Origin of the sequence: Halobaculum sp. EA56 (assembly GCF_051195075.1) — an archaeon.
Taxonomy (GTDB): Archaea; Halobacteriota; Halobacteria; order Halobacteriales; family Haloferacaceae; genus Halobaculum.
On record NZ_JBNTJX010000040.1, the window covers coordinates 1 to 8,086 of the forward strand.

The following is an 8,086-nucleotide window of genomic DNA, read 5'->3' on the forward strand; positions in this document are numbered from 1 at the left end:
GAAACGCGCCGTTTATCCCGTCCCCGCCGAAACGCCCGGTGACATGACGGAGGCCGTCCGCCTCGACGGGATAACGAAGCGCTTCCCCGGCGTCGTCGCCAACGACGACGTCACGCTCTCGGTCGAGCGGGGGACGGTCCACGCCCTGCTCGGCGAGAACGGCGCGGGCAAGACGACGCTGATGAACGTCCTCTACGGCCTGTACGAGCCGACCGACGGCGACGTGTACGTCGACGGGGACGGCCTGACGTACGACGACGACGGCGCGATCGCGGACGCCCCCCGACGCTTCGACTCGCCGCGGGACGCCATCGACGCCGGCGTCGGCATGATCCACCAGCACTTCATGCTGGTCGACCCGATGACGGTCGCCGAGAACATCACCCTCGGCAACGAGCCGCGCAAGTGGGGCGGGCTGGCCGTGGACCGGGAGGCCGCCCGGGAGGCCGTCATCGACCTCTCGGAGCGGTACGGGTTCGACGTGGAGCCTGAGGCGACCATCGAGGACGTGGGCGTCGGCGTCCAGCAGCGCGTCGAGATCCTGAAGGCGCTGTACCGCGGCGCCGAGGTACTCATCCTCGACGAGCCGACGGCCGTGCTCACCCCCCAGGAGGTCGAGGACCTGTTCGAGGTGCTCGACGAGCTCACCGACGCGGGCAAGACGGTCATCTTCATCACCCACAAGCTCGGCGAGGCGCTGGAGGCGGCCGACGAGGTGACCGTCCTCCGGGACGGCCGCAACGTCGGCAGCGTCGAGACCGCGGGCACCACCCGCGAGGAGCTGGCGGAGCTGATGGTCGGCCGCGAGGTCGTCCTCGAGACGGACACGCCGCCGGCGACGCCGGGCGAGCCGGCGCTGACGGTCGAGGGCGTCACCGCCTACGACGACCGCGACGTGGTCGCCGTCGACGACGTCTCCTTCGCCGTCCGCGAGGGCGAGGTGTTCGGCATCGCCGGCGTCGACGGCAACGGCCAGTCCGAGCTCGTCGAGGTGGTCACCGGCCTGCACGAGCCCGCCGAGGGCCGCGTCGAGCTGGCCGGCCGGGACGTGACCGGGGCGTCACGCCGGGAGCGCACCCGGAAGGGGATGGCGTACATCCCCGAGGACCGCCAGGAGCGCGGGCTCGTGATGGAGTTCGACCTGACCGAGAACGGCGTGCTCGGGTCGCAACACGACCCGCCGTTCGCCGAGCGCGGCCGTCTCGACTGGTCGCGCGCGGACGACCACGCCGCCGACATCGTCGAGGAGTACGACGTGCGCCCGGCCGACACCGGCGCGGCGGCGAAGTCGCTGTCGGGCGGCAACCAGCAGAAGTTCATCGTCGGCCGGGAGTTCGCGCGCGACCCGGCCTGCATCGTCGCCTCCCACCCCACCCGCGGCGTCGACATCGGATCGACGGAGTTCATCCACGACCGGCTGGTCGACCTGCGCGACGACGGGCGGGCGGTGCTGCTCGTCTCCTCGAAGCTCGACGAGGTGCGCGGGCTCGCCGACCGCCTCGCGGTGATGTACCGCGGTCGGGTCGTGGACGTGGTCGACCCGGACGAGGTGACCGAGGAGCAACTGGGCCTCATGATGGCCGGCGAGGGGCCCGAGGACGTGCCCCGCGCCGAGACGCTCGTCGGGGACGGCGCCGACCGCGCGGCCGACGAGGCCGGGGCGACCGTCCCCGACGGAGTGGACGCGGAGGTGACCGATGACTGACGGCGGCGGTCCGACCGACGACGGCGCGCGTGGGGGCGGCGACGGACCCTCCGCGCGGTCGCCCCGCGAGCGCGCGTTCGACGCGCTCGACCGGCTCGTCGCCGCGAGCGCGACCGAGCGGATCCTCATCTCGGGGTCGGCGCTGCTGCTGTCGGTCGCCATCGGCTTCGTGCTCGTCCTCGCCGCGGGACGGATGACCTCCTGCGAGGCGGCGGCGTACTCGCTGTTCGGCGTCGGCTTCTGTTACGACCCGATCCTCGTGTACGACAGCCTCTTCCTCGGCGCCTTCGGCGACGTGGCGGCGAACCCGCTGAACGGCCAGCTCGCCACCACCGTCTCGGAGACGACGGTGCTCGTGTTCACCGGCGTCGCCGTCGCGGTGGCGTTCAAGGCCGGGGTGTTCAACATCGGCGGGCAGGGGCAACTCGTGTTCGGTGCGCTCGCCAGCGCCGTCACGGTGTACGCCGTCTCCGGGGCCTTCTCGGGCGTCGTCGGCACGCTCGTGCTCGTGCCGCTGGGGCTCGCGGCGGGCGCGCTCGTCGGCGGGATCTGGGGGGCGATCCCGGGCGCGCTGAAGGCGTACGCGGACGCGAACGAGGTGATCACGACGATCATGCTCAACTTCGTCGCCACCTCCTTCGCGCTGTACCTGGCGTCGGGGCCGTTCAAGGACCCCGAGAGCTTCGCCAACCAGACCCGGTCGCTCCCCGAGTTCGCGCTGTTCCCGCAGCCGCTGTTCCCCGGCCGGACGGACGCCTCGCTGCTGGCGCTGGCGCTGGCGGTCGCCGTCGCCGTCGGGGTCGCGTACCTGCTGCGGCGGACGCCCTTCGGGTACGACGTGCGCACGAGCGGCATCCAGCCCGAGGCCGCCGAGTACGGGGGCGTCGACGCCGCCCGGACGGTCGTGGCGTCGATGGCGCTGTCGGGCGCGCTCGCCGGCGTCGGCGGCGCGGTGTACGTGCTCACCATCGCGGGGAACTTCCAGACGGGCGTGCCCGACTACGGCTTCGACGGCATCACCGTCTCCATCCTCGCGGGGAACAACCCCGTCGGCGCCGTCGCCGCCGCCCTGCTGTTCGGCGTGCTGAAGTCCGGGAGCATCGTCGTCGACGTGGGCACCGACGTGCCCCCGCAACTCGTCGGCGTCCTTCGGGGGCTCATCGTGCTGTTCGTGGCGATGCCGGAGTTCTTCCGGATGATCGGCGCGCGCGTCGACGTGCGCGACCGCTTCGGGGGGAGCCGCGAGGCCGTCGCGACCGACGGGGGTGAGGAGCCGTGAGCGCGGACTCCGCCCTCGCCGCGCGCGTCGACGCGCTCGGGACGCGCGGCCGTGTCGCGCTCGCGACCGTCGCGGTCGCGGCGCTCGTGCTCGCGGGGGCCGTCCTCGCGGGCGCGGGCGACGTGGTCGTCGCGGTGGTCGCGCTGCTGTTCCAGAAGTCGACGCTCGCGGCGGCTCTTCGCCTCTCGGTGCCGATCGCCTTCGCCGCGCTGGGCGGCATCTTCGCCGAGAAGTCTGGCGTCATCAACATCGGCCTGGAAGGGCTGCTCATCGTCTCGGCGTTCGGCGGCGTGTACGCCACCTCCCTCACCGGTTCCGTCTGGATCGGCCTGTTCGGCGGCGTGGTCGCATCGACCCTGCTCGCGCTGCTGTTCGCGGTCGTGTGCATCGAGTTCCGCGCCGACCAGATCATCGCCGGGCTGGCCATCTGGCTCATCGCGCTCGGCCTCGCGCCGTTCGCCTCGCAGGTCGTCTTCGGGTCGAAGAACTCCGAGACGGTGGCGACGGTCCCCGGGATCCGCCGGCTCGTCGCCGAGAGCGGCATCCCGTTCGTCGCGACCCTCGGCGGCGACGCGCTCGACGCGCTCGCGTCGATCCCGTTCCTCGGGGCGCTGTTCGACGCCTCGCCGATGGTGTACCTGATGTTCCTCGCGGTCGGGGCGTCGTGGTGGACGCTCAACCGCACCGCCTTCGGCCGGTGGGTGCGCGCGTCCGGGGAGAACCCCCGCGCGCTCGACACCGCCGGCGTGAACGTCTCGCGCGTGCGCTACGCGGCGGTGCTGCTGTCGGGCGTGCTCGCGGGCGTCGGCGGCGCGGCGCTGTCGCTGTCGCTCGGCCAGTTCGTCGGAAACGGTCCGACGATGGTCAACGGCAAGGGGTTCATCGCCATCGTCACCTACCTGCTGGGCAACTACAACCCGATCGGCGCGCTGCTGTCGACGATGCTGTTCGCGGGGCTGGACGCGCTCCAGCTCACCCTGCAGGGCCAGAACGTGCTGGCGATCCCGCGGCCGCTCGTGCGGACCATCCCGTACGTCTCCGTCGTCGTCGTGCTCGCGCTGTTCGGCCGGACGCGGCTGCCTGAAGCCGCCGGGGAGCACTACGAGTCCGGCGAGGAGTGAGCGAGACGCGAACGAAGCGAGCGTCTCGGCACACGGCGGTGAGGTCTCCCGGCCGAGCCGCCGGGTAGAAAACGAACCGCTCGTCCCGCTCGCAACGAGGCGCTCACTCCGTTCGCGCCTCGCGCCACTCGTGGGCGGCTCGGCACGGAGACCTCGCCGCCGCCGTTCGCGGTCTCGCTCGCTCACGGCTCACTCCGTTCGCCGTTCGCATCGAGGGCTCGCTATCGCTCGCCCTCGCCTCGCTCGACCGCGCACTCCTCGCGGGTCGTTCCTCCCCGCTCGCATCGAGGCCTCACTCCGTTCGGCCTCGCGCCACTCGTGGGCGGCTCGGCACGGAGACCTCGCCGCCGTTTTGCGCGGTCGAGCGCAGCGAGACCGCGCACGGAACGGCTGGCTTTTTCACCGCCCGCGCGTGACTCTGGGTAATGACCACCCACGAGCCCGACATCGTCGTGGTCGGCGCGGGGACGGCGGGCTGTTACGCCGCCGCCACGGCCGCCGAGGCGGGCCTCGACGTCGTCGTCGTCGAGCGGAAGGACGAGGAGGAGGCGGGCCACATCGCCTGCGGCGACGCGCTCAAGGGCGCGGACAAGTTCCCCGAGTCGATCCCGAAATCCGAGATCGACTCGGCGTTCACCAACACCGGCGTGGACCACGGGCGCTTCGAGATCCCGAGCCACGACACGGTGCTTGAGATCCCGATCCCCGGCGAGCTGGCGGTCATCGACCGCTGGGAGTACGGCCGGCGGATCATCGAGGGCGCCGACCGCCGCGGCGTCGAGTTCCACTACGACACCGTCGTCCAGGACGTGACCCAGACCGACGACGGCCGCGTCACCGGCGTGCGAGGCAAGCGCAAGGGCGAGGTCGTCGAGTACGAGGCGGAGATCACTATCGACGCCGCCGGCGCGCTGTCGATCCTCCAGGACAAGGCGGACCTGGCGGACGCGACCTTCGACACGAACGTCTCCTTCTCGCAGTTCTGCTCGGCGTACCGCGAGATCGTCGAGGTGCCCGACCCCGTCGAGTGGGACGACGCGCTCGTGTTCAAGCCGACCGAGCGCGCGGCGGGGTACCTCTGGTACTTCCCGCGCACCGACACGGAGATCAACGCCGGCCTCGGCTTCCAGATGAACGAGGAGCCGATGAAGCTCGTGGACGACCTGAAGCGCGACCTGCGCGAGCGCCCCGAGTTCGAGGGCGCGGAGGTGACCGACAAGCTCGGCGCGGCGCTGCCGACCCGCCGGCCGTACGACTCGGCGGTCGCGGACGGCCTCGTCGCCGTCGGCGACGCCGCCGGCCACGTCAACCCCACCACCGGCGGCGGCATCGCCGGCGCCGCCTACGCCGGCAAGTACGCCGCCGAGCAGGCGGTCGAGGCGATCGACGCCGGCGACGTGAGCGAGGAGTCGCTGTGGCGCTACAACGAGCGCGTGATGGGCCACTTCGGCTCCCGGTACGCCGCCCTCGACGTGTACAACATCCTCTCGACGGCCGTCGACGTCGACGAGCTGATGGGCCTGCTCGCGTCGCTGCCGGGCGAGAGTCTCGCGGAGGCGCTGTACGAGGGGAGCGCGTCCGTGAAGCCCCGGCTCGTCCTGGAGGTCGTCCGCGACAGCTACGGCCACTGGGGACAGATCTGGGACTTCTACAAGACGAAGCGCGTCGCCGACGACCTGATGGCCCACTACGGGCGCTACCCCTCCCGGCCGGGCGCCTTCGAGACGTGGCGCGCCGAGCGCGACCGGATCATGGACCGCGTGTACGAGGTCACCGGGGCCGAGGCGAAGTACTGACGAACCGCTTTTAACGGGGCCCTCCTCACTCGCTCACTTCGTTCGCTCGCTCGTCGAACCCCGCCAAACCCCGTTCATGACAAAAGGGCCGCTCGCTCGCCAGCCTACCGGCTGGCTCGCTCGCGGTGGACTGCGTAGTGATCCGTGGACTGACGAGGGTCGTGGAAGACCGGTACCGCGTTTATACCGCCGGATCAGCGGTCAGCTGTTCGGCCGACTCCCCGTCGGCGCCGTCGCCGTCACGCGACTCGAAGTACACGTGGGCGACGGCGGCCGCGAGGACCGGGCCGGAGACGGCGTTGAGGAGAACCGCCGAGAGTCCCGAGGTCGCGAGGTCTGCGCTGACGGCCGCGAGGACGCCGGCGGCGACCGCCTGCGCCAGGAGCACGACGAGGAACACGGCGCCGAGGCGGAGGACGTTCCCCCCGCCGACCGCCCAGCCCTCGCGCAGGGAGTCGCCGACGCCGCGGTCGGACAGCGTCGCGACCGCGACCGCGGGCGAGAGCCGCACGGCGACGTACAGCCCGGGGACCACGAGCAGGAGCAGGCCGACGAGCACCGCGACGACGTACGCGAGGCTCACCAGCAGCAGCGTCACGTACCGCTCGCGCACGTCGCCGGCGACGGTCCCGAGGCCGCGGGCGCGGAGGCCGACCTCGTCGGCGACGACGACGTACGCCATCCCCAGGACGAAGGTGGTCGCGAGGAAGCCGAGCAGGCCCCCGACGAGCGGGACGTAGCCGGCCAGCCCGGCGAGCAGGAACAGCCCGACGAGGGCGGGGTTCTCGCGGACGCGGACGGCCGCCCATCCGAGGAGCCGGCGGACGCCGAGGCGCTCGACCGGGCCGATCGACTGTGTCGTGGTTGTGGTGGACATGGGAGTCACGCTACTCCGGGCCGCGGAATAACGACCGGATAGACGGCGTGTCAGAGGATAAAGGGGTAGGTCGGGGCGGTCGCGCGACGCTCAGGGCCGACGCTCGGCGATCTCCAGCACCGCCGCCGTCAGGAAGCCGACGCCGATGTCGAGGCTCTCCTCGTCCACGTCGAAGGTGCTCGTGTGGTGGCCGCCGGGGTGGTCCGTCCCGACGCCGACGTAGGTGGCGTAGCCGCCGTTCTCCTGGACGCGCCGCATCATGTACGTCGCGTCCTCGCTGCCGCCGAGTTCGTCGCGCTCGATCACGTTCGTCACGCCCTCCACGTCGCCGGCGACCTCGGCGACGGGCCCGACGAGCTCCTCGTCGCTCTCGGCGGAGGGGGCGCGCCCGAGCTGTTCGATGTCGACGTCGACCTCGTGCATGTCCGCGGCCGACTCGATGACGCGCTCGGCCTTCCCGTCCATGTACTCCATCAGCTCGGTCGTGCCGCCGCGCACCTCCCCCTCGACGAACGACTCCTCGGGGATGATGTTCGTCGCCGTCCCGCCGCCGACGACGCCGGCGTTCACCCGCGTCGGGCCGTCGGCGTGCCGGGGGATCCCGTAGAGGTTCTGGACGGCCGCCGCGGCCGCCTGCACCGCGTTGCGGCCGTCCTCGGGGTGGCCGCCCGCGTGGGACGGCTCGCCCTCGAACTCCGCGCGGAAGTGCGAGACGGCGAGGAAGCCGTCGATGCCGCAGACGACCTCGCCGGTGGGGTGGTCGAGCCCGACGTGGGCGGCGACGAGGTACTCCACGTCCGTCATGAGTTCCGAGTCGGCCATCGGCTTGCCGCCGACGATCTGCTCCTCGCCGGGCTGGAAGAACACCTTCAGCGTCCCCTCGAACTCCGAGTCGAGCACCTCGTCGATCAGTCCCAGGCCGAACGTCGCGTGCGCGTCGTGGCCGCAGGCGTGCATGTAGCCCTCGTGCTCCGAGCGGAAGCCCTCGCCCGCCGGGACGTGCTCGCCGTCCTCGGACTCCAGGATCGGGAGCGCGTCGATGTCGACGCGGACGCCGACGACCGGCCCCTCGCCGCGTTCGAGCACGGCGACCGCGCCGGTGTACCCGCCCTCGATCTCGGCGAGGACGTCCTCGCGGGCCCCCGCCTCGCGCGCGCGCTCGAACCACTCGGCGAGCTCGTCGTCGTCGGGGACGTTCATGCGCTCGGAGCCGAGGACCTCCGGGCCGTAGTGGACGGCCGTCAGGTCGCGCTTCTCCAGCTCGTCGACGATGCGGGCGGTGGTGTAGAACTCGCACCACGCCGGCTC

At 72.1% G+C, this 8,086-nt stretch carries 6 protein-coding genes; 4 read left to right on the top strand and 2 right to left on the bottom strand.

What is annotated here, in order from left to right:
• Positions 1 to 43: 43 nt before the first annotated feature.
• From ACQUQ1_RS21285 to ACQUQ1_RS21300, 4 genes are all read left to right on the top strand, one after another.
• Positions 44 to 1,705 carry an ABC transporter ATP-binding protein gene (locus tag ACQUQ1_RS21285; protein WP_435066227.1) on the top strand — a complete coding sequence of 554 codons (1,662 nt, stop codon included), beginning with the start codon at positions 44 to 46 and terminating at the stop codon, positions 1,703 to 1,705.
• Complete coding sequence (locus ACQUQ1_RS21290) at positions 1,698 to 2,984, top strand: ABC transporter permease (protein ID WP_435066228.1); 1,287 nt, start codon at positions 1,698 to 1,700, stop codon at positions 2,982 to 2,984. The genes ACQUQ1_RS21285 and ACQUQ1_RS21290 overlap by 8 nt, the downstream gene beginning before the upstream one ends.
• Positions 2,981 to 4,105 (top strand): ABC transporter permease, encoded by a 1,125-nt coding sequence (locus tag ACQUQ1_RS21295; RefSeq protein WP_435066229.1) that lies wholly within the window; start codon positions 2,981 to 2,983, stop codon positions 4,103 to 4,105. The genes ACQUQ1_RS21290 and ACQUQ1_RS21295 overlap by 4 nt, the downstream gene beginning before the upstream one ends.
• A 425-nt stretch (positions 4,106 to 4,530) precedes the next feature.
• A complete protein-coding gene (locus ACQUQ1_RS21300; RefSeq protein ID WP_435066230.1) occupies positions 4,531 to 5,901 on the top strand; it encodes a geranylgeranyl reductase family protein in 1,371 nt (456 codons plus the stop codon).
• A gap of 181 nt (positions 5,902 to 6,082) precedes the next feature.
• On the opposite strand, the gene ACQUQ1_RS21305 is transcribed toward ACQUQ1_RS21300, so the two are convergent.
• The gene (locus tag ACQUQ1_RS21305; protein ID WP_435066231.1) at positions 6,083 to 6,778 is read right to left on the bottom strand and encodes a hypothetical protein; all 696 of its coding nucleotides are present in this window, start codon (positions 6,776 to 6,778) and stop codon (positions 6,083 to 6,085) included.
• Between the two features lie 90 nt (positions 6,779 to 6,868).
• Positions 6,869 to 8,086, bottom strand: a 1,218-nt coding sequence (locus tag ACQUQ1_RS21310) for an amidohydrolase (protein WP_435066232.1), incomplete at its 5' end; no start/stop codon positions are given.